At 55.8% G+C, this 20,146-nt stretch carries 18 protein-coding genes; 16 read left to right on the forward strand and 2 right to left on the reverse strand.

The window, feature by feature from the left end; translation table 11 throughout:
* The first annotated feature begins 261 nt into the window (after window positions 1–261).
* The 7 genes from ACKXF7_RS08895 (at window position 262) to ACKXF7_RS08925 (ending at window position 10,307) form a co-directional block, all read left to right on the forward strand.
* Entirely contained in the window at window positions 262–3,474 is a 3,213-nt protein-coding gene (locus tag ACKXF7_RS08895; RefSeq protein WP_423741091.1) for a response regulator, read from the forward strand.
* Between the two features lie 210 nt (window positions 3,475–3,684).
* Window positions 3,685–5,739, forward strand: a complete 2,055-nt coding sequence (locus ACKXF7_RS08900) for a TIM-barrel domain-containing protein (RefSeq protein ID WP_423741092.1) — start codon at window positions 3,685–3,687, stop codon at window positions 5,737–5,739.
* 171 nt (window positions 5,740–5,910) lie between these two features.
* Window positions 5,911–7,428: a DNA methylase gene (locus ACKXF7_RS08905; protein ID WP_423741093.1), complete on the forward strand. Its 1,518-nt coding sequence runs from the start codon at window positions 5,911–5,913 to the stop codon at window positions 7,426–7,428.
* The gene (locus tag ACKXF7_RS08910; RefSeq protein ID WP_423741094.1) at window positions 7,409–7,906 is read left to right on the forward strand and encodes a hypothetical protein; all 498 of its coding nucleotides are present in this window, start codon (window positions 7,409–7,411) and stop codon (window positions 7,904–7,906) included. The genes ACKXF7_RS08905 and ACKXF7_RS08910 overlap by 20 nt, the downstream gene beginning before the upstream one ends.
* A 97-nt stretch (window positions 7,907–8,003) precedes the next feature.
* The gene (locus ACKXF7_RS08915) at window positions 8,004–8,213 is read left to right on the forward strand and encodes an HFLK protein (RefSeq protein ID WP_423741095.1); all 210 of its coding nucleotides are present in this window, start codon (window positions 8,004–8,006) and stop codon (window positions 8,211–8,213) included.
* 286 nt (window positions 8,214–8,499) lie between these two features.
* On the forward strand, window positions 8,500–9,555 hold the full coding sequence (locus ACKXF7_RS08920) for a macro domain-containing protein (RefSeq protein ID WP_423741096.1): 1,056 nt from the start codon (window positions 8,500–8,502) through the stop codon (window positions 9,553–9,555).
* A gap of 92 nt (window positions 9,556–9,647) precedes the next feature.
* Window positions 9,648–10,307, forward strand: a complete 660-nt coding sequence (locus ACKXF7_RS08925) for a vWA domain-containing protein (RefSeq protein WP_423741097.1) — start codon at window positions 9,648–9,650, stop codon at window positions 10,305–10,307.
* Window positions 10,308–10,420: 113 nt separating this feature from the next.
* Here the strand turns inward: ACKXF7_RS08925 and ACKXF7_RS08930 are convergent, their stop codons facing one another.
* A complete protein-coding gene (locus tag ACKXF7_RS08930) occupies window positions 10,421–12,013 on the reverse strand; it encodes a recombinase family protein (RefSeq protein WP_423741098.1) in 1,593 nt (530 codons plus the stop codon).
* A gap of 48 nt (window positions 12,014–12,061) precedes the next feature.
* Window positions 12,062–12,625, reverse strand: a complete 564-nt coding sequence (locus ACKXF7_RS08935; protein WP_117505100.1) for a helix-turn-helix domain-containing protein — start codon at window positions 12,623–12,625, stop codon at window positions 12,062–12,064.
* Between the two features lie 185 nt (window positions 12,626–12,810).
* Here ACKXF7_RS08935 and ACKXF7_RS08940 point away from each other — a divergent pair, with 185 nt between their 5' ends.
* From ACKXF7_RS08940 to ACKXF7_RS08980, 9 genes are all read left to right on the forward strand, one after another.
* Window positions 12,811–13,023 (forward strand): helix-turn-helix transcriptional regulator, encoded by a 213-nt coding sequence (locus ACKXF7_RS08940; protein ID WP_129872737.1) that lies wholly within the window; start codon window positions 12,811–12,813, stop codon window positions 13,021–13,023.
* Between the two features lie 76 nt (window positions 13,024–13,099).
* Complete coding sequence (locus ACKXF7_RS08945) at window positions 13,100–13,591, forward strand: helix-turn-helix domain-containing protein (protein WP_117505096.1); 492 nt, start codon at window positions 13,100–13,102, stop codon at window positions 13,589–13,591.
* A 3-nt stretch (window positions 13,592–13,594) separates the two neighbouring features.
* Complete coding sequence (locus tag ACKXF7_RS08950; RefSeq protein WP_156070653.1) at window positions 13,595–13,783, forward strand: hypothetical protein; 189 nt, start codon at window positions 13,595–13,597, stop codon at window positions 13,781–13,783.
* 25 nt (window positions 13,784–13,808) lie between these two features.
* Window positions 13,809–14,384 (forward strand): transglycosylase SLT domain-containing protein, encoded by a 576-nt coding sequence (locus tag ACKXF7_RS08955; RefSeq protein ID WP_423741099.1) that lies wholly within the window; start codon window positions 13,809–13,811, stop codon window positions 14,382–14,384.
* Complete coding sequence (locus ACKXF7_RS08960; protein WP_249233312.1) at window positions 14,385–14,612, forward strand: hypothetical protein; 228 nt, start codon at window positions 14,385–14,387, stop codon at window positions 14,610–14,612.
* Window positions 14,613–14,627: 15 nt separating this feature from the next.
* A complete protein-coding gene (locus ACKXF7_RS08965; protein WP_117505089.1) occupies window positions 14,628–14,825 on the forward strand; it encodes a DUF6011 domain-containing protein in 198 nt (65 codons plus the stop codon).
* An 89-nt stretch (window positions 14,826–14,914) separates the two neighbouring features.
* Complete coding sequence (locus ACKXF7_RS08970) at window positions 14,915–15,946, forward strand: hypothetical protein (protein ID WP_423741100.1); 1,032 nt, start codon at window positions 14,915–14,917, stop codon at window positions 15,944–15,946.
* Entirely contained in the window at window positions 15,943–16,308 is a 366-nt protein-coding gene (locus tag ACKXF7_RS08975; protein WP_423741101.1) for a hypothetical protein, read from the forward strand. Before ACKXF7_RS08970 ends, ACKXF7_RS08975 begins: the two co-directional genes overlap by 4 nt.
* On the forward strand, window positions 16,308–20,144 hold the full coding sequence (locus tag ACKXF7_RS08980; protein ID WP_238077806.1) for a metallophosphoesterase: 3,837 nt from the start codon (window positions 16,308–16,310) through the stop codon (window positions 20,142–20,144). The genes ACKXF7_RS08975 and ACKXF7_RS08980 overlap by 1 nt, the downstream gene beginning before the upstream one ends.
* Window positions 20,145–20,146 lie beyond the last annotated feature (2 nt).

The following is a 20,146-nucleotide window of genomic DNA, read 5'->3' on the forward strand; positions in this document are numbered from 1 at the left end:
ACCGCATCGCAGTGGCGGCTGTCTATACGGATAGCCGGATTGTGGAAAAGTACAGGGATCAACTTGTGTAAATTTTTACGCAGATTGGCCTCCCTTTTTTACACAGCCAATGCCAATCAGCGCTTGAAATCGAAACGCTGCGCAAGTATACTATACTAGTTATATTGTACAAGCTTGATCAAAAATCAGTATGCCAGTTGACCATAAAAGACATACCAGAATTGAAGTGCGCGGCGGGATCAAAACCCTACGAGGATGAAAATGAAATTCGATAGAAGACTTACAGATGAAATCTACACTTCCGATACGGTAAGGCTGGGAAAAAATGCATTTCAGGCCATGCAGGAGACGATCTATCATAATGGCGGTGTCGGAACCATTGCCGGGTACTATGATGCCGAATTGTCGATCCTGTCGGTCAGTGATCTGTTGCTGCATAATCTGAATCACAGCTATGCATCCCTGATGGAGCAGACAAAGGGTTCGCTGAAGAATCTTTTCTATAAGAGAGATGCCGCATTCCTCGACAATGCGCGCTTTCGTCAGCTCCAAGGCGAAGGGGAAGGCCGGATCCTTACAGCAGATGGCTCTCCCGTCTATGTGCGTCTCTACAAAAAAGATGCAGTCGATACGGATGGAACACCGATCTGGATCATGTCAGTACAGATGAACTGGGCGTATGAGAACCTTGCGCTGGTTAATGAATCCATCCATTCTGCACTATGGTATTTTGAGTGTAATGAAAACGGTGAGATCGTTCATGTGAACTGGAGCCATGCGTTCCGGCAGATCCTTGGATATCATGACATTCTGGATTTTCCGAACAAACTGGATTCGTGGTCGAACCTTCTGCACCCGGAGGACTATGACCGGGTAATGCAGCTGCTTTTGGAAACGATTGCGGACAAAACCAATACTACAAAGTATAATGTTGAGTACCGGCTGAAAATACAGGATGGCCAATACCACTGGTTCCGGGCATCGGCGGAGGTGATACGCCGTCTGGATGGTTCGGCCAATCGAATTGCCGGAATCATCAGCAACATTGACGCGGAAAAAAGAAGTCGGATGCAGGCGCAGCGGGCAGCGGCATTTCACCGTGCGTTTACCAGCGCAAACCTCTGCGAATACTATGTAAATCTGGAAAAGAACACCTTTGATACTTTCAAAGTGGAGCCCTCTTTGATGACTGCCTTTGAGCAGAACCATACATGGGATGGACTGGTCAGATTCCTTGTGGATAACTATGTGGTGGAAGAGGACAAAAAGTCTGTAGCGGATTTCTACAATCGCGCCTACATCACGGAAAAATTAAAGGGGCTTGAGACGGAGCTGCGTCAGGAGTGCCGCATCGTTCTGGATGGAGAGGAACGATGGGTCAGCAACGTGGTCATGCGCGGCGAGATCGAAGATTCCGAATATGCGATGATTTTTCTGCGGGACATCACAGAGTCCAAAGCAGAGACGGCACGGCGGATGCAGATGGCCTCAGATAACGCATCGATGGATCTTTTGATCAAGAGTATGGTGCGTCTGCTGGACCGCTTTGTCGTCTGCGATCTGGAGAATGACCGATATCGGTTCTATAACCTGCAAGGCGACATGATCTATGCGCCGACGGGAACCTACCATGATTTTGTGGAGCAGGTGGCTGTAAGGTATAAGACGTTGGAGCCATTGGCGGCGATAGACGCATTGTTCTCACCGGAAAATATCCGAAAGAATCTGCAGGGCGAGAACGACATCTACAAATTTGAATACTGCTCCATGGATGAGAACACCTATAAGATCGCTTCCTTCATTCCGCTGGAGTGGGATGGCACAAAGCTGGTCAAAGCACTGTTGGCATCTATGGATGTGTCACAGGAGAAAAAGGCCGAGATCGAATCCCATAAGGCACTGAAGGATGCGTACCGGGCGGCGGAAAACGCAAGCCGCGCCAAGACGGAATTTCTCTCCAATATGTCCCATGATATCCGTACACCGATGAATGCAATCGTTGGCTTGACCGCCATTGCGGGTGCGAATATCGAGAGTCAGGACAGGGTGGTCGAGTGCCTTGGCAAGATCACAAAGTCGAGCCGTCATCTGTTGGGACTGATCAATGAAGTGCTGGATATGGCCAGAATCGAGAGCGGGCGAATGAGCCTTGCCGAGGAGGATTTCAGCCTGCCGGAGCTGGTCGATAACCTGCTCACCCTCACAAAACCGGCAATCGACGAGCACAGACATCAGCTCGAAGTCCATATTGAGCACATTGAGCACGAAGCTGTCTGCGGCGACAGCCTGCGCATCCAGCAGATCTTTGTGAACCTGATGAGCAACGCCGTCAAGTACACCCCGGATGGAGGAAACATCACCCTTACGATCAAGGAAAAACCGAACGGCTTCTCGGAGCTTGGCTGCTACGAGTTTTCCATCGAGGACAACGGCATCGGTATGACGCCGGAATTCCAGAAGATCATGTTCGAGCCGTTCAGTCGGGCAGACGATCACCGGACGACCAAGGTGCAGGGCACCGGTCTTGGCATGGCCATTGCAAGAAACATCGTCAACCTGATGAATGGTGACATTCAGGTCGAAAGCGCTCCCAACAAGGGAACGAAGATCACGGTCACGGTCTATCTGAAGCTTCAGGAGAACGAAAAGGAACAGGAAAAAGAACTGCTCGATCTGCCGGTACTGGTCGTGGACGATGACAAGACCTGCTGCGAAAGCACTGTGGCAACCCTTCAGGAGATCGGCATAGCGGGCGAATGGGCCCTGACCGGTAAGGAAGCTGTGGAACGCTGCGCGGCGCGGCACAAGACCGGCCGCGACTATTTTGCGGTGATTCTGGACTGGAAGATGCCGAAAATGGACGGTATTGCAACCGCCAGAAAAATCCGGGAACGGGTAGGAGAAGATGTCACGATCATCATCCTGACTTCCTTTGATTTCAGCGAGATCGAAGAAGAAGCCAGAGCAGCGGGCGTGAATGCTTTTATGGCAAAACCGCTGTTCCGTTCCCGTCTGACGGCAACTCTGCGGCAGTTTACATCCGGGAAGAAGGAGAAAAACGCCCGGAACTATCTGGAAGACTTTGCGAAGGAAAACTATGCGGGCAAGCGGATCCTTCTTGTGGAAGATAACGAGCTGAACCGTGAGATCGCAACCGAGATCATAGGCATGACGGGCGTGACCATCGACAGCGCCGAAAACGGAAAAATTGCAGTCGAAAAGGTGATGGAAGCGCCAGAAAAGTGGTACGATCTCATTTTTATGGACATCCAGATGCCCATCATGAATGGTTACGAAGCCACGGCTGCGATCCGTGCCCTTGCCGGCAGCCGGGGCAAAGTGCCCATCATTGCCATGACAGCAAATGCCTTTGCCGAGGACGTGCAGCTGGCAAAGAACACCGGCATGAACGAGCATATCGCCAAACCGCTTGATTTGAATAAGCTGAACGATGTGCTGAAACATTGGCTGTGATCTGTGCATTGCAGTATCTGGGTAAACAGGAACATCACGTTTTGAGGATCTTGTATTGAAATAGCTGCACAACCGCAGCTATTGGGTTGAAAATAAGGCTGAAGCCCCAATTGCTCCAGCCAATGTCAGAGCTTCTTAATTGTCCATCAAAAATACGTTGGTACGTTTTACACTGTGACAATTCAAAAAACAGAGGGGAGATATTTTACTATGATCTACAAAAAGCAATACGGTCAACCGTTTGATACCGAAAGTGTAGTGGGTTCTTTTTTGCCCATGATGGAAACGATACCCTATCTGACCAAGGAGCCGGATGGCTTCTCCTATGCCATGGAGCCGCAGGATGTCCTGTATGGTCTTGGCGAAAACGTCCGTGGTATCAACAAGCGCGGGTGGGTGTACGAAAGCAAGTGCTCTGATGACGGCAACCATACCGAGGGCAAATCCTCGCTGTACGGTGCTTATAATTTTATGATCGTGTCCGGCAAGGATACATTTGGCATTTTTATCGACTACCCGGGCAAGGTCACCTTTGACTGCGGCTACACCGACATGGATACCTTACGCATCACGGTGGCCGAGGAAAATTACGATCTCTACATCATTGAGGGCGAGAGCCTGACCGATATTGTACACCAGTTCCGCCAGTTGGTGGGGCGCAGTTATATTCCGCCTAAATGGGCTTTTGGCAACGCCCAGAGCCGCTGGAGCTACATGAACGAGGACGAGGTCCGCGAGGTGGTGGCAAATTACCGTGCCAATCATATGCCGCTGGACGCTGTGGTTTTGGATATTGATTACATGGAGCGTTACAAGGACTTTACGGTGGATGCACAGCGCTTCCCGCGTTTTGCAGACTTTGCCGCCGAGATGAAAGCGCAGGGCATCCATCTTGTCCCCATCATCGATGCAGCAGTCAAGGTCGAAGATGGATATGATGTGTACGAGGAGGGCGTGAAAAACGGCTATTTCTGTACGAATCAGGATGGCACCCCCTTTGTAGCCGGTGTGTGGCCGGGACGGGTACACTTCCCTGATATGCTCAACCCGGAAGCCCGTGCTTGGTTTGGCAGTCAATATAAAGTTCTGCTGGATCAGGGGATCGAGGGCTTCTGGAACGATATGAACGAGCCTGCTATCTTCTACGCAGAGGAAAGACTGAAAAAGACCTTTGCTAAAATTGGGGAATACGACAAGCAAAACCTGGATATTTCCAGCTTTGGTGCTTTTACCGGCATGGTGGCAGAGCTTTCCAACAACGAAAACGATTATAAGCTGTTCTACCACAACACCAAACAGGGGCGTATGCGGCACGACAAGGTACATAATCTTTTTGGTTATAACATGACCCGTGCAGCAGGCGAGGCTTTCGAGCGGCTGGAGCCGGACAAGCGCATTTTGATATACTCCCGTTCTGCCTGCATCGGGATGCACCGGTATGGCGGCATCTGGACCGGCGACAACCATTCTTGGTGGAGCCACATTCTGCTTGCGCTGCACATGATGCCCTCCCTGAATATGTGCGGCTTCCTGTACGAAGGCCCCGACATTGGCGGCTTTGGCAGCAATACCACGGAGGATCTGGTGCTGCGCTGGTACGGCTTGGGCATCTTCTCTCCGCTGCTGCGGAACCACTCTGCCAACGGCACCCGCCGGCAGGAGCCCTACCGCTTTAAGAACAAGGCCGCCTTTGCCGGTATTTTACAGCTGCGCTACCTGCTGCTGCCCTACATTTACAGCGAGTACATGAAGGCTGCTCTGCACGACGGCATGTACTGTATGCCGTTGGCGTTCGCCTTCCCGGAGGACGACTTTGCCCGCCGGGTGGAGGATGAGGTGATGATCGGTGAAAGCCTGTTGATCGCCCCGGTATATGAGCAAAATGCCCGAGGTCGGTATGTTTATCTGCCGGAGGAGATGTTGCAGGTGCGGGTAAAGTGCAGCGAAAGCAACCGCATCGAAACCAGCGTGCTGCCGGCAGGCCATCATTACATTCCGGTGGAGCTGGATGAAGTGGTGTTCTTTATGCGCAAGGGACACCTTCTGCCCCTTGCCAAGGACGGCAAAAAGATCCAGAGCGTTGCCGATGTGGATTTTGCAGATCTGCGCCTGCTTGCCTATGCTCCCGATGGTGCATCCTATGAATACTATACCGATGACGGCGAGACAAAGGATTATGATAAGCCGGAACATTTTGTGCATATCACGCTGGATGCGGATGGAAACGCAAAGAGCGATCGTGCTACGGTCAAAGTAGAAGGATAATCGTCAGTCACTACGCAGTTCCTACAGAGTGACAGCGTTTCAGCTTGAAATGCTGCCACTCTTTTTTGTTGTCTATATCACAGATAAAATAGCCGTTCCATCTTGAAAACAGCGTAAAGATTTATTATAATAAGATAAATAGTTGTGACTTTTGCAAAGGAGGGCTGAATCATGGCAGCGCAGCGCACCTATCTGGCAATCGACCTGAAAAGTTTCTATGCCTCGGTGGAGTGCGTAGACCGCCATCTGGACCCCCTGACCACCAATCTGGTGGTGGCAGACGCCTCCCGCACCGAAAAGACCATCTGCCTTGCGGTGTCGCCCTCCCTGAAAGCCTACAAGATACCCGGCAGAGCGCGGCTGTTTGAAGCCGTTCAGCGGGTGAAAGAGGTCAACGCTCAGCGGCTGCAAACTGCCATCCAGCAGAAAAAGGCAGTCCGGGGAGAGGATGGAAAATACCACTTTGCCAGCACCTCCTTCGATGCCAACGCCCTGAATGCAGACCCGGCACTGGGGCTGAGCTACATCGTTGCGCCGCCCCGGATGCAGCGGTATCTGGACGTTTCCACCCAGATCTACAAGACCTACCTCAAATATGTGTCCCCGGCGGATATCTACCCCTACTCCATTGACGAGGTTTTCATTGATGTGACGGGCTATCTGCCCTATTACCACATGAGCGCCCACGAGCTTGCCATGACCATGGTGCGGGAGGTGCTGTACAACACCGGCATCACCGCAACGGCAGGCATCGGCACCAACCTCTACCTTGCAAAGCTGGCCATGGACATTGTGGCAAAACACATCCCGGCGGACAAGGACGGTGTCCGCATTGCGGAACTGGACGAGCAGTCCTACCGGTATCTGCTGTGGAACCATCGCCCGCTGACGGATTTCTGGATGACCGGTCCCGGTACCGTCAAACGGCTGGAAGCCCACGGCATCTACACCATGGGGGACTTGGCACGGTTTTCCATCCACGGAGAAGATCGTCTGTATGAGATTTTCGGCGTGGATGCGGAAATCCTTATTGACCACGCATGGGGCTACGAACCCTGCGGCATGGAACAAATCAAAAGCTACAAGCCCAGCACCAACAGCATCAGCGAGGGGCAGGTGCTGACCTGCCCCTACCCCAACGATAAGGCAAAGCTCATCGTTCGGGAGATGGCGGAGATTCTGATGTTCCGGCTCACCGAAAAGAAGCTGGTGACGGAATCCATCACCTTGGAGATCGGCTACGACCGGGAGAACGTGGACAAGGGCGGTTATCGTGGTCTGACCCAGACCGACCGCTACGGCAGAACCATCCCCAAAGCAGCACACGGCACTATCCGGTTTGATGCGCCCACCAATCTGGGCAGCACCCTCATCAACGAAAGCGCAAAGCTGTTTGAGCGCATCACCGACCCGGCGCTGACGGTGCGGCGCATTACCGTCAATGCCAACAAGGTCATGCCGGACGAGGGCATCTATCAGGTGGACTTTTTCACCGACACCAAGAAGCTGGAAAAGGAGAAAAAGCTCCAGCAAGCCATGCTGGGCATCAAGAGCAAGTACGGCAAAAACGCCGTGCTGAAAGCCAGCAGCTACGAAGAAGGTGCCACCATGCGACAGCGCAACGCGCAGATCGGCGGGCACAGTGCAGGAGGTTCGGCGGGAGGTTCAGATGGAAAACTACAAAAATAGCAAAATCGGGCGGGAGAACGCCCAGAAGTACGGGGATATCCTAGAGATGGAACGCCCCCAGACCGAAGAATCTCTCCGCAAGCACCCCCGCATGACTTTACAGAACAGGGCAAAGATCTTCTCGCCCTTCTCTCCGCTGCGGGGCTACGACGAGCAGCTTGCCGCAGAAAAGCAGCGCACGGAGCGTGTGACCAAGCGCATTTTGACCGAGGAAGAAATGTCCGCCCTGTCCGATCGGTTGATGCAGGTCACCAAGGGCATGACCATCACGGTGCGGTATTTCAAAGAGGATACCGCCCACCCGGAGGTTCCGGCAGTGGGCAACTACATCATCCTGACCGGAAAAGCAGACCGCATCGACCCGGTGTTCCGCACCCTGCAGGTGGGCGAAACCGTAGTGCCCTTTGAAGATCTGGTGGAGGTCAGCGGGGAAGGTATCATGGACATTGATGTGTATCTGGGCATCGGGGAAGAATGAGATGACGAGAAATGCTGAAAGAGATGTTTATAGGACAGCTCTTTCAGTAAAATGACCTCAGAAGAAGCGAAACACACTTCGGATGGAGGAAAACACCATGGCAAACGGTGATTACGGCTATTTCGGCAAAGGCGACACGGGCTATGCCCAATACATGACGGCTTTCAACCGCAACTTTGGCGGCTCGTCCGGCGGTGGCGGCGGCGGTCACAACAATGGCGGCGGTGGTGGAGACGGAAGCGGCTGCGGCTGCCTCATCGCCATTGCGGTGGCGGTCGTGCTGGTGCTTATTGCCATGGGAAGCTGAGGGCATACAGAGAGATCGTGGACGGCATTTTTCTTGATCGCCCCAACCGTTTTATGCTCCACATAACAACCATCTGAGGGAAAGGCTGATGGTTCTTGCACAGGAGTTGGAAAGGCTCACGATGGACCTTCCTGCATGGGGGTAAAACGCTATCTCTGATGCGGCACTCCGGTCTTTTACAGCCTGCTCCCTGCCAGAGCTGTGTGGACGGCAAAATAAGCGCAGCCCTTGCACCACTCTGCCGGATGTGATAGGATGAAGAAAACCGTGTAAGGGAGGAACCAGCATGCCTTTTCTGATGATCCGCAACGACATCACCAAGGTAACAGCGGATGCCATCGTCAACCCCGCCAACCGGAACCTTTTGCAGGGCAGCGGCACCAGCCGTGCTATCTATCAGGCGGCAGGGGAGCAGGAGCTGACCGCCGCCTGTGAAGCCATCGGGCACTGCGATTTGGGCAGGGCGGTGTGCACCCCGGCATTCGGACTGCCCGCAAAGTATATCTTCCATGCGGTCTGCCCGGCATGGCACGGCGGATTTTTTGGCGAAGCAAAACAATTGGCCGGTGCGTACCATTCTGCGCTGAAACTAGCCGCAGAATACCACTGCGAGAGCGTGGCTTTTCCGCTGCTGTCCAGCGGAAACTACGGCTACCCCAAGGAACAGGCCTTCCGCATTGCAGTGGACACCATCACGCAGTACGTCATGGAGCACGACCTGACCGTGTATCTGGTGCTCTACGACCGGCACTCGCTGGCGGTGAGCCGCAAGCTGTTTGCCTCGGTGGAGGAGTACATCGACGACCATTATGTAGCCCAGAACGATGAAAGCTACGAGTTTGACCGTCGGCGCAGAGAACACGTGGAACGCTGGGAAGATGCTGTGCTTGCCGACCGGGAGTATCCTGCGCAAGAGTGCGCATCGCCGGTCTTTGCGACTGTGCTGAGGCAGCAGAGTGCCCCCATGGCAGCCCGCAGTCTGGAAAACCTGATGGACAATCTGGGCGAGAGCTTCACCACCCGGCTGCTGCGGCTCATTGACGAGCGGGGGCTGAAAGACTCCACCGTGTACAAGCAGTCCAACATCTCCCGGCAGCATTTCTCCAAAATTCAGTGCAACCGGGACTACAACCCCAAAAAGAAGACTGTGCTTGCCTTTGCGGTGGGGCTGCATCTGTCGGAGGATGAGACCATCGACCTGCTCAAAAGCGCAGGCTATGCCTTCTCCGATGGCTCCAAGCGGGACTGGATCGTGCGGTACTGTCTGGAACAGAAAATTTATAATATCAATCAGGTCAATACCCTTTTGTTTGAATATGATCAGGAACAGCTGGGTGCGTGATTTGTCGCCTGCCCGTTGACCTTTTGCCCTCCGGTTTGTGGTATCCTCTTGTCAGAAAGACGGAACACCACAAAAAACGGAGGGCATTTATTATGAAGAAGAATCTCACAGAGCTTGTTTTCATCCTTGACCGCAGCGGTTCCATGGGCGGGCTGGAGCAGGACACCATCGGCGGGTTCAATGCCATGCTGACCCGGCAGAAGGAGCAGGAGGGCGAAGCCAACGTGACCACCATCCTGTTTGACCACGAGGTGCAGTTGCTGCACGACCGCTTTCCCCTGCACGCCGTTGCACCGCTGACCGAAAAGGACTACTATGTCCGGGGCTGCACGGCGCTGCTGGATGCCATCGGTTACGGCGTGGAGAAGATGGTGAACATCCAGCGCCATCTGCCGGAGGACGAACGTGCCGAAAAGGTCATCTTTGTCATCACCACCGATGGGCTGGAAAACGCCAGCAAGCGGTTTGGCTACGAGAAGATCCGCCGGATGATCGAGCGGGAAAAAGAACGGTACGGCTGGGAATTTCTGTTCCTTGGTGCCAACATGGACGCCGTACAGGAGGCCGCCCGCTTCGGCATCGGGGCAGACCGGGCGGTGCGGTTTGAGAACGATGCGCAGGGCGTGGCAGTCAATTACCATGTGGTCAGCGAAACGGTCTGCCAGATGCGGCAGGCAGCCTGCCCGGCATCCGTCGGCGCAGAGTGGAAAGAGGAAATCGAAGCCGATTTCCAGAAGCGGCATCAGGGGTAAAGGAGGAAACAGCCATGTTGGGAGCAATTTTGGGCGATATGGTAGGCAGCCCCTACGAGTATGGCTAAACACGATAACTATAAGAAAGAGAGGACCGAAACGGCCCTCTCTTTTCATTTTTCGGATTTTGGGATGCGCGGGTATATCTCAATGGTGAAACCATCAGGACTTTTTTTGCGCTTCTCGTTTAGCTTCTGGTAGACGACCTTTTCGAGCACTTCTTTTAGGAGAGCGTTTTTCTCCTCGGCCGTTTCGAGCAGCGGGTACACGTCGAGCAAATTCTTAACCTTAGGGATGATGTCACGGCGGCTGGTCTCCCGGAGCTTCTCCTCGGTCAACTCACGGGAGCAGCGGGCGACACTATCCTTTGCGGCAGCGATTTTGTCGGAGAGCATTCGGGAGCGGGACAGAAAGGTATCTGTGTCGTAGATGCCCTGCTCGAGGAAGTCGTGTGTACGTTCGAGCTGCTGCTGTAATTTGCGGAGCTCGGCCTCCGCGCTGGCGAGAGCTTTTTCCCGGACGCCGACCGACGACACGGAGGACGACGCGGCAGCGGAGCTCCACTCGAGCTCATAACCTTTCATCCACTCGGAGAGACCCTGTATGACGCGCTCCTCGACGATAGGAAGATAGCTCGAGCAATTCGGGCAGCCGCGACGAGGGCAGCGCACGACAGGCATATCCGGATGGACGGGGTTTATCATCCGCATCATCTGCCTGCCGCACTCGGAGCAGACGAGCAGACCGGCCAGAGGATTCCGGACAACCTTTTCTGTGTGTGTGGAAGTATTCTCGCTCCGGGTGAGCTTATCGTTTGCGAGCTCAAATGTTTCTTTCGGAATGAGCGGAGGGTGAATGCCTTTGAATACGCACTCTTTCTCTGGGTCGGCGGGACCGCGCACAGAAACGACCTTGCCGTCAACCACTTTCTTCTTCGTCTCACGGCTGCCCCAGCGCACCATGCCGATGTACGTCGGATTCTTGATGATTCCGCGAATGGTGATTCTTGCCCATTGCGAACCGGACGGAGACGGGATGTGCATATCGTTGAGCCTCGTGGCGATTGAACCCAAAGACAGCGGGTGAGCGGAACCATCCTCGTCCTGCAAACCGACCGTGTACAGGTCGAAAATCATACGAACTATTGCGGCCTGCTCCTCGATGGGCTCGAGTGAGCAGCCCTTTTCGTTTTTGAGCTTTACCCGACGATAACCAAATGGAGCTAGACCGGACGGCCATTTGCCCTCTTTGGCGGAGGCGAGGCGACCGCGCTGCAACCGGCGGTTGATGATTTTGTACTCGCGGCGGCTCATAAACAAGCCGAACTCAAAATACTCCTCGTCGAACTCGTTGTCAGGGTCATACGTTTTTATAGGGGTTATTATTTTTGTTCCGGAGAACTTGAATGTCTGCGCGATGATGCCTTGGTCGATGGTGTCGCCGCGCGCCAGACGCTCGACCTCCATGACAAGGACACCGGACCAGACGCCCTGTTCAACCTCGGAGAGAACCCGTTGCATCATTGGGCGGGCAGCGATGGTGTCACCAGAGACGACCTCACGGTAAATATCGGTCACGTTGAGATGCTGCCTTTTCGCCAGCTCGAGCAGAGTGTGCTCGTGCCGGGAGAGCGTTTCGCCCTCGCCGTGCGCTTCGGCCTCGAGGTCGGAACGAGACTTGCGCAGGTATATGAGATACTGCTCCATGATGACCTCCAAACAAAAAAGGCCCGCGCCGGAGCGCAGGCCAATAGGTTACTTGTTGCTGTCTTTTAAGGCCGCAACATCGGCCTGCAAGAGGCTATCCAGAATAGAGGCGGTCTTGGCCTTGAGCGTGTTCTGCTTCTCCATAATCTGCGGGAAAGCATCTGCCAGGTCTCCCCCGCAATCAGCGAGGATGCTCTTTATCTCGCCGCGACCGGTTTGCAGCTCAGAGAACAGCTCACGATACAGGGCCATCTCTGCTGCGTTCTGCGCGTTCATGCACCGGGAGAGCAGCACATAGACCGAATCGAACGTCGAGGAGACGACGGCGCGGAGCTCTTTCGGGAGGGCGTCATATCTTCGCTTGAAATTTGCATTGTCCTGACGGAACGCCTCGTTACCGTGGGCGCGCTCATCCTCGCGGCCCAGCAGATAGTCAGTGGTTACCCCGAAATAGTCTGCCATCTGGCAGAGCAGGGCGAAATCTGGCTCTTTGCCCTCGGTCTCGTAGCCGGAGACCGTAGTGCGCTGCTTACCACAGAGGCGGGCAAACTCGGCCTGCGTCAAATCTTTCTCCTTGCGGAGCGCGACCAACCGTTCAGAAAACTTATCCATACAGACGTACCTCCCTAAGACTTTTATATTGTATCACAAAAATCCCCTCACGGGGACAAATGACGCTAATTGCGTCATAAATAGCAAAAATTTCTGAAAAAAACTTGACTTTGACCCAATTAGGGACTATAATAGACCACAGAAAGACCCCAAAAGGGTCACACAGAAAGGAGGAGACAGGCGGAATGCGGAAAAAGCTGCAAACGCTCCGAGAGGGCGCAGGCTATACCCAGCAGACTTTCAGCGAGCGACTGGGCGTGAGCCGGAGCCACTACGCACAGATTGAGAGCGGAGACAAGAATCCGTCCCTCAAGCTGAGCCTGAAAATCAAGCAGGCCCTCGGCTATCCCTACGACGACCTTTTTTTTAACCCGAAGCGACCCGTTTCGCGTCATTGATGCGAAATAATGACGCCAAAAGCAAACATTTGGCGTTTCCTTGTAAATATTTTAACCGAAAGGAGGCACGGGATAAATGCCTAAAATGGCAACGAAAGCCGCAGATAACGTGTTCTACAAGGCACGAATCGCAGCGGCATCGTGGAACGACCGGTTAGGCAGCAGAGAGGGTGCGTCAGAGGTGACCGGCATCGACCGGACGCGGCTCGCCAACATCGAGCTCGGAACCATCAACCCGCACCCGGAGGAAGTCCTGATGCTGTCGGACACCTACAACGCGCCGGAGCTGCAAAACCATTTCTGCTCGCACCTCTGCCCGCTCGGCATCGGGACGATTTCACCGATTGAACTGGAAGAGCTCGAGCGGGTCACATTGCAGCTCATTTCGGCAATGAAGTCGTTACCGGAGGTCAAGGACGGAATCATCGACATCGCAGCCGACGGCGTCATCGACGCGAAAGAAAAGCCGCGCATGGAGCAGTACCTCGAGGTACTCGACGAGATAACGAACAAGGCTCAGACCTTGAAGCTCATTTACAGAAAGCAATTCGGAAAACAGGAGGTGTAAAAAGTGTTGGAGGCGAAGCAGAGCGGGAACGTCGTGGAGGACTTCACCATCGGGAACACCCGAATCAAGATTTGCGACGACTTCTGCCGGACCCGGACGAGCGGAGAGGTCAAAGAAATCCTCAACCGCGTCGCACGGAGGACGGTCGGCTCGCTCACGGCAGCCGCCACACCTGATTATGGATGCGCTTAAAAGAAAGATGGAGATTGCGGCCGTTGTGTTTTTCTGCACAGTCACCGCACTTATTGCGGCTTACTCCTGCGCGACGACGGCCGCAGCAAACCTCGCACAGCAGACAGCGGCAGCACCGGCAACGGAATATGTGACGCTCGCCTACATGGAGGTGCAGCCAGAGGCCGAACAGGAGCCGGAGCTCCTCTACGACGTACCCATGAGCGACGAGCTGCAACGGTGCGTCCGGGAGCAGGCGGAGCGGCAGGGCGTCCCGTTTGAAATCGCCATCGCCGTCATCGAGCGGGAGAGCAGCTACCAGCCGGATGCGGTCAGCGACACCGGAGACTTCGGCCTTATGCAGATTAACATCTGCAATCACCGCTGGCTCTACGAAGAACTCGGAATTACGGATGTGATGGACCCGGAGCAGAACATCGAGGCTGGCTTATACATCCTCGGGCGGGCGTTCCAAAAGTACGACGACCCGGACAAGGCTCTCATGGCCTACAACATGGGCGACAGCGGCATGAAATCAGCGTGGAGCAAGGGCCAGCACAGCAGCAAATACAGCCGCGCAGTCATTGAGACGGCGCAGGCCCTCAAGAGAAAGGAGCACTAAATGGATTGGAAGATTCACAGAGCGATTCTCATTGCGGCCATCTGGATTGCAGAGGTCCTCTCGGCCGGTATCTGCGGATTCATCGCCGCGCTGGCACTCATTCCGGCCAGCTACGCAGCGCGCGGCTACTTCGCCTTTGGTGGCGAGTGGCTTATCGTGCTCGGCGTCACGCTGCTTGCGTTCCACGTCATCAACAACGCATTCTTCAAGATGCTCAAGAACCACTGAAAGGAGGTGAACCACATGGCTGAACAGAACCTTTTCTGCCTCTGCGGCAGATGCTCGCGCAAGCTGCGCAGCGCGGCTGCCCGTCGCGTCGGTATGGGCTCGACCTGCTGCCGCAAGGAGACAGGCAAGACCATCACCCAGTTGCTCAAGGAGCTGGACGAGCAGGAGGCCGCAGCAGCGGCAGAGCAGCAGGAGCCGGATACACAGGCATAAAAAAAGAGCCGCGCTCGAAAGCGCGACCCTCTTGTCGGACAAGCCTATTGTATCTCGCTCCACATCAAAAGTCAATAGGAGCGTGAATTATGAACGAACAGAACAATCACGCTGCGCTCACCATTGCGCAGCAGTACCCGCCCACGCAGTACAACCTCCTCGTCCCGATGCAGACCGTGACGGAGATTGCCGACATCCAAAAGCCGGTGATGAACTCCGTGAGCATCAGCACCAACCTCAACGACGGCGAAATCTATGAGATGGAGAAAGCCAAGGACGAGTGGCGCGACAGCAAGGGGTACGTCCACAAAGCGACCCCGGCCAAGTACGCACTCACCAAGAAGGGCCTCACCAAGCTCATGCGGGCAGCAGGCATAAAAATCCTTTCCAGCCGCCCGGTCGTCCCATCCACCTGCCAGAAGTGCGCGGAGGTCAACCGCAGCATTGGAAAGCCGATTCGCTGCGGCGGCTGCCCCAACAAGGACGTCAAGCACGAGGTGCGAATCAGCGTCCCGCAGCTTACCGGCGAGAACGTCACCATCGTCGCCCACAAGGAAATTGCGGTCGAGGACGTGACGGCCGGGATGACTGAAAAGCAGCGGGCGGAGTTCATGAAGTTCCGCAGCGAGATGTGCGAGAGCAAGGCCCTCAACCGCGCTCTCCGCACTGCGATGCAGATTAAATCCAGTTACCTTATCGAGGAGTTCAAAAAGCCATTTGTCGTGGCATACCTTGTCCCGAACCTTGACAACCCGGCCGTCCGCGAGGAGGCGGTAAAGTCCATGTTTGGCGCGGCGAATGACCTGTACGGCAGCCGCCCGAAAACCAGCCACACGGTCTATGTGGACGATGACGACGACGGCTATGTGCAGCCGGAGCCGGATTTTGAGGTCGTACCGGAGCAGCCCCAGCAGGAGCAGCCGCCCGAGAGACCGGCGCAGCGGCCTCGCCAGCAGCAGCCCGCGCCGAGCAACCGACAGCAGGGCCGGAACGGCGACAGCGAGTTCTGTGCGGACTGCGGTAAGCAGGTCGGCCTCGACGTAGCAGAGTACAGCCGCAAGCATTTCGGCGGAGTGGCTTATTGCCGCGACTGCCAGAGAAACCATACTTGGAGGAAATGATTATGATGATTCTTTCGCAGGACGGCATGGTCGCCGTCAATTCGGACAACGTGGTGATGTTTGAGGTCAAGGAGAGCGAAACACTCCCTCGCGAAACGCGGCTTTGTGTGACCATCCTTGTCACGAACGGCGCGCGATTCAGCCGCTCTATCGGGACGTTCCGCAGCCCGGACCGCACCGAACTTGCAAAGCTCGCACTGGACTACATTTCGTTCAGTATCGGCTCCGGCCACAAGGGCTCTGCGCAGGTTCCGACCGAAGATGAAATGAGGAATATTCAGGGCGCGAAGTCTCGTGCGGATGCAGCGCGGCGCGGCAAGCTCGACGACATCATCAAGGAGCTGCTCAAGGAGGATATGTGATGCTGAAAGTATTGCACACCGGAGACTGGCACATCGGCAGTTTCCCCGGGCCAGAGGTCGGCGGACAGAATGCCCGTTTTCAGGACATCTGCCGCTGCCTTGATTTTCAGGCGATGTACGCGGAGGAGCACCGGCCGGACCTTATCGTCGTCTCTGGCGACATTTTCCATCAGGCCCGCGTATGGTCGGACAGAGGTCTCCGCGAGAGCCGGACAGCCATAGACCACATCCGGCGGCTTTCCAACGTGGCCCCGACCGTCGTGTTGCGTGGCACTCCGAACCACGACAGCGAGGAGCAGTTCGAGATGCTGACGACGGCTTTTTACGGCGATGATTCGGTCAGCGTCGTAACGGAGCCGGAGGTGATCCACATCCACACCTACCACGGGCAGCGCGTAGATGTGGCGTGTATTCCGGGCTTTGACCGTGGCGTACACCGGGCAGCGCACCCGGGCCTCTCTCGAGAGGAGGAAACGCAGGTGTTCACGGACGAGCTGGCAAAGGTCGTTCTCGGCCTGAAAGCACAGTGCGAGCCCGGTGTGACGAGCATCCTGTCTACGCACTTCACTGTCCCGGGATGCAACATGGAGAGCGGCCAGACCGCGCTATTTGCACAGTTTGAGCCCGTCATCTACCCAGACACCCTGAAAGCTGCAGACTTTGACCTCGTAGCACTCGGCCACATCCACCGGCCGCAGCAGCTCCCGGAGGCAGGCCGTGCGGTGTTCTACTGCGGCAGCATTACAGGCCTCAACTTCAACGACGAGGGCCAGCCGCGAGGCTTTTACATCCACGACATCGACGACGACGGGGAGGCATGGAGTGAGTACATCGAAACGCCCTACCGGGAGTTCGAGACCATCCGCCTCAACGAGGACGATGTCTGCACAATGTTGAGCGCGGAGCGGGTCGTTGTACCTGACCGCCTCAAGGGAAAAATCGTCCGCGTTCTCTACACCTGTTCGGACGAAACAAACAAGGCTTTCAACAAAGCTGTCCTTGAGAAAAGGCTCTATGACGGTGGTGTGTTCTATGTCTCCGAAATCACGCCGGAGGAAATCACGACAAGCGTGAACCGCGACGAGCTCCATGGCGACAACAGCCCGGAGCAGAACCTCGCCGAGTACCTCGCCGAAAAGGAAAAGAGCCCGGAGGACGCCCAGCGCATAATCGAGCTGGCCCGCCCGATTATCTCGGAGGCAATGGAAAAAGGCCGCCTTGAGACCCCGACCGGCTTGTTTATGCCGGTGGAAATAGAGGTCAAGAACTACCGCAACTACCGCGACGAACTGTTCAGCTACGACGGCATTTCCTTTGCAACCATCAACGGCGAGAACGGCGCAGGCAAGTCCAGCCTGTTCATGGACGCCATGCTGGACGCCCTTTTCGAGGAGCCCCGGGAGGGCGACCTCACTGGCTGGATTTGCAACGACCCGGATGCCCGCAGCGGTTCCATCAAGTTCACGTTTTACCTCGGCACCAAGCTGTATCGCGTGACACGCACCCGCACAAAGAGCGGCAAGGCGACGCTGAATCTCTCCGAGTATGTGGACGAGAGCTGGCAGAACCGCAGCGCGGAGAAATACCGCGATACGCAGGCCATCATCGAGAACACCATCGGCATGGACAGCCTGACGCTCAAGGCGACCGGCCTTATCATGCAGGACCAGTACGGCCTCTTTTTGCAGGCCGACAAGGCGGACCGCATGGCAATTCTCGGCAACATCCTCGGCCTCGGCATTTATGACCGCATGGAGAGCATGGCGGCCAACCGGGCAGCAGACGCCAACCGGGAGCTCCGGCGCGTCGCGGATTTGCAGGAGGAGACCGGGCGGACGATGCCGGACAAGGCAACGGTCGAGGCGGCCATGAACAAGACGGCCGTCGAAAAGGCCAGCGCGGTAGCAGACAGGGCCATCCACACAAAGGCCATGAGCGAGGCGCAGACAAAGCTCGACATTGCCAAGCAGGCACAGAAGCGGTCGGAAAAACTCGCCAGCGAGCTCGGCTCTTGGATTGCGGAGAAGAACGCGAACGCCAGCGCGCAGGCTGTTTGCAGAGCGCAGATTTCCGATGCGCAGGCTCTCCTCGATAAGCGCGAGGAGGTAGAGGCAGGCAGCCAGAGTTACGGAAAACTTTCCGCACGGCGGGAGGAGCTGCTGGGAACGGCGGCCCTGATTCAGCCCAAGGAAGAAAAGCTGCGGGACGTTATGGCCGCGCTCTCTGCCCAGCGGAAAAAGAAAGGCAGTCTCGAGGCCGAAAAACTTTCTGCACAGGCAACGTGTTGGAGCTATGAGCAGGCCCTCGCGGACTATGACGAGCTCGAGCGGAAAGCGGCAGACCTCGCAGGAGCGAGCGAACGGCTCACCGCGCTGGAAGAACAGGACGAGCAGTATCTCGCAGCAGACCAAGAGGCCATGAAGCTGCTCCAAACCAAGAACGCAGAAACCGCGCGGATACAGTCTTGGCTCGACATAAAAGAGAACGAGGTCACACATATCCGCTCCCGGGCCATCATGCTCGAGACCTGCGGCTGCCCGGTCGAGAACCCGGAATGCCGTTTCCTGCAGGATGCAGTGGAGGCGAAAAAGAAACTGCCTGCGGCCGAGACGGAACTGGAAACCTACCGGCAGCAGGCCGAGGAGCGCGCCGAGCAGCTCGACGCTGAGTATCAGGCCGCAAAGAAAAAGGCAACGGGCCTCAACTGCCGCAAGGATTTGCAGGCCCAGCGTTTCCTCGTTGCAGACCTGCGGAAAGCCTCGGAGCGGTTCGCAAAGCTGGCGGCGCAGAAAGAACGCCTCGCGGAAGTTAAAGAGCGCATCAAGGCCATCGACGAGGAGCTTGAAACCATTCCGGCCAATATCGAGAGCCTCGAGGCAGACCGTTTCGTCGTTGAGGACGAGCTGAAAAAGCTCCGGCAGAACGCAGCGGAGCTCGCCAGCATTGAGGCGCAGCTTTCGGACGTTAAGAAATACATCGAGCTGGAAAAGCTGCTCCCGGCAGCGGAGGCTAAAAAGAGCGCAGCGCAGACCCGCCTCACGGAGCTCCTGACCTACGCAGAAAAGACCCGGACGGCGATTGATGGCATCAATGCGGAGATTCTGACCCTCGCAAAGGCGCAGGCTGATGTTGACGAACTCAAGGAGCAGTACGCGGAGGCGGATGCAGCCCTCACGGTGGACAATATCCGCATTGAAGAGCTGGACCAGCAGGCCGGACACAGCCGCAGGCAGATGGAAGAAATCGAGACGGCAGAGGCAAAGCTCGAAGTCCTTCGCCGTCAGGCGACGGAACAGGGCCAGCTTGCAGCGGGCTATGAGGAGCTCAAGCGGGCTTTCTCTCAGGACGGTATTCCGCATAACATCGTCCGCAGCATCGTCCCGCTGTTCGAGGCGACCGCGACGAGCATCATCAGCCAGATGTCAGGCGGCCACATGAGCATTGAGATGCGCATGGAAAAGACCCTCAAGAGCAACAGCAAGAAAGAGGTCACCGCGCTGGACATCATCGTAAACGACGCGGCGACCGGAGCTCTGCCCTATATGAGCCGTTCCGGCGGCGAGCGCGTTAAGGCGGCCCTCTCGGTCATCCTTGCGCTGGCAGAGCTCAAGAGCAGCACCGCAGGAGTGCAGCTCGGATTCCTGTTTATCGACGAGCCGCCGTTCCTCGACGACAAGGGTGTACAGGCCTACTGCGACGCCCTCGAGGCCATCCAGAAACGGTATTCCTCGCTCAAGATTATGGCTATCACTCACGACCCGGAGATGAAAGCCCGTTTCCCGCAGGCCGTTGACGTTGTAAAGACGGCGGAGGGCAGCAAGGTCATCTACTCTTGAAA

This window comes from Faecalibacterium sp. 7 (genome assembly GCF_049562865.1).
Classification (GTDB): Bacteria; Bacillota; Clostridia; order Oscillospirales; family Ruminococcaceae; genus Faecalibacterium; species Faecalibacterium wellingii.

Coding starts and splice junctions, on each gene's coding strand:
- ACKXF7_RS08975 (WP_423741101.1), top strand. CDS start 15,943: ATGATTATGATGATTCTTTCGCAGGACGGCATGGTCGCCGTCAATTCG.
- ACKXF7_RS08970 (WP_423741100.1), top strand. CDS start 14,915: ATGAACGAACAGAACAATCACGCTGCGCTCACCATTGCGCAGCAGTAC.
- ACKXF7_RS08945 (WP_117505096.1), top strand. CDS start 13,100: ATGCCTAAAATGGCAACGAAAGCCGCAGATAACGTGTTCTACAAGGCA.
- ACKXF7_RS08930 (WP_423741098.1), bottom strand. CDS start 12,013: ATGGAGCAGTATCTCATATACCTGCGCAAGTCTCGTTCCGACCTCGAG.
- ACKXF7_RS08910 (WP_423741094.1), top strand. CDS start 7,409: ATGGAAAACTACAAAAATAGCAAAATCGGGCGGGAGAACGCCCAGAAG.
- ACKXF7_RS08935 (WP_117505100.1), bottom strand. CDS start 12,625: ATGGATAAGTTTTCTGAACGGTTGGTCGCGCTCCGCAAGGAGAAAGAT.
- ACKXF7_RS08895 (WP_423741091.1), top strand. CDS start 262: ATGAAATTCGATAGAAGACTTACAGATGAAATCTACACTTCCGATACG.
- ACKXF7_RS08920 (WP_423741096.1), top strand. CDS start 8,500: ATGCCTTTTCTGATGATCCGCAACGACATCACCAAGGTAACAGCGGAT.
- ACKXF7_RS08980 (WP_238077806.1), top strand. CDS start 16,308: ATGCTGAAAGTATTGCACACCGGAGACTGGCACATCGGCAGTTTCCCC.
- ACKXF7_RS08925 (WP_423741097.1), top strand. CDS start 9,648: ATGAAGAAGAATCTCACAGAGCTTGTTTTCATCCTTGACCGCAGCGGT.
- ACKXF7_RS08900 (WP_423741092.1), top strand. CDS start 3,685: ATGATCTACAAAAAGCAATACGGTCAACCGTTTGATACCGAAAGTGTA.
- ACKXF7_RS08960 (WP_249233312.1), top strand. CDS start 14,385: ATGGATTGGAAGATTCACAGAGCGATTCTCATTGCGGCCATCTGGATT.
- ACKXF7_RS08940 (WP_129872737.1), top strand. CDS start 12,811: ATGCGGAAAAAGCTGCAAACGCTCCGAGAGGGCGCAGGCTATACCCAG.
- ACKXF7_RS08905 (WP_423741093.1), top strand. CDS start 5,911: ATGGCAGCGCAGCGCACCTATCTGGCAATCGACCTGAAAAGTTTCTAT.
- ACKXF7_RS08965 (WP_117505089.1), top strand. CDS start 14,628: ATGGCTGAACAGAACCTTTTCTGCCTCTGCGGCAGATGCTCGCGCAAG.
- ACKXF7_RS08915 (WP_423741095.1), top strand. CDS start 8,004: ATGGCAAACGGTGATTACGGCTATTTCGGCAAAGGCGACACGGGCTAT.